General features: G+C 75.2%; 1 protein-coding gene. It reads left to right on the forward strand.

The genetic code is table 11. From position 1 onward, the window contains the following. Positions 1-219 precede the first annotated feature (219 nt). On the forward strand, positions 220-1329 hold the full coding sequence (locus ACFWDO_RS21380; RefSeq protein ID WP_380325357.1) for a hypothetical protein: 1110 nt from the start codon (positions 220-222) through the stop codon (positions 1327-1329). The last annotated feature ends 73 nt before the right edge of the window (positions 1330-1402 follow it).

A 1402-nucleotide genomic window follows, 5' to 3' on the forward strand; every position in this document is an offset into this window, starting at 1 on the left:
GGGCCAAACGCCCGCTCACAACGTCTCGGCCTGCGGGAACACACAATCTTCGCGCTTCCTCTCGTGGCGGGTCACGACGGCCCGCTGCGTCCTGCACACGCTCGGCCTAGGCTGCTGGGGACGCCCGCGGCAGACGCCGGAGCCCGCGGCGCGCGGCCCAGGTGCCGGCGGTGGCGGCGGGCGTCGGACCGACGCCCCCGACCCTGGACCCGACGCTTCGTGACCTCCTCCCCCCGCACCCCCGACCCGAGCGGCCCGGCCGACGAGCCGCGCGCCGAGGCCCCCAAGGCCCGGCTCTCGCTCACGCAGGTCGTGGCCAGCGCGCTCGCCGCGGTGAGCGCCACGGTCCTCATGTCGTTCTTCGGCGTCGCCGGGACGATCATCGGGGCCGGCCTCGCGAGCATCGTCACCGTGATCGGCAACTTCCTGTGGACGCGTTCGATCGAGAAGACGCACGAGCAGCTCAAGCCCGTCGTGACGCAGCTGGCGTCGAAGTCGCGGCGCACCACGGAGACCTCGCGGGGCACGGTCGTGACCGTCGCCGACGCCGGCGGCGGCACGACGGTGGAGACGGACGTGGCCGCGGAGTCCGCCGTCCCGTCCCCGCCCGACGACGGTGACGTCCCTCCCGACGACGGCGCCACCGGGCCGCAGGGGTCTGCCGAGGAGCCCGCGGAGGAGCCGCGCAACGCGTGGCTGCGGTTCGTCGAGAAGCACGGGACGAAGAAGGTGCTCGCCGTGTCCGCCGCGGCGCTGTTCGTCGTGGTCATGGGCGTGGTGCTCGTGATCGAGCTCGCGATCGGGAAGCCGCTCTCCGACGCCGTGCGCGGCCAGGAGGGCTCCGGCACGAGCATCAGCCGCAGCTCCAGCGACCACGGCGGTTCCACCCCGGAGCCGACGCCGTCCAGCCCCGCCGAGGACCCGGCGAACGTGCCCGGCACCGACCAGGGCACCGACGACCCCGCGACCGGCACCACCGACGGGACCACCGACACCCCGACCCAGGAGCCCACGCCGGACACCACCGGCGGCACCGACTCCGGGAAGGACCCGATGACCGGCGACGGCACCGACGGGACCACGGACAACCCCACGGACGGCACGGGCGGCGGCACCGACTCCGGCACCTCGGGCGGGTCCGACGGCGGCACGGACGACGGCACGAGCGGTGGGACGACCGGCGACGGCACGACCGACGGCGGCGACACGAGCGGCGGCACGGACACGGGCAGCGGCACCGGCTCGACCGACGCCGAGCCGGGCGCCGGCACCTCGTCCGGCGGCTCCGCCCAGGAGGGCGCGACGCCCACGCCGACCCCCGCGTCCTGACCACGCTCCCCAGACGCCGAACAGGCAGTTGACACCGTGATCGCGCCTCGAGGGGCGCGATAACGGTGTCAAC

The organism is Isoptericola sp. NPDC060185 (assembly GCF_042728595.1).
In the GTDB taxonomy this organism is placed as follows: Bacteria; Actinomycetota; Actinomycetes; order Actinomycetales; family Cellulomonadaceae; genus Isoptericola.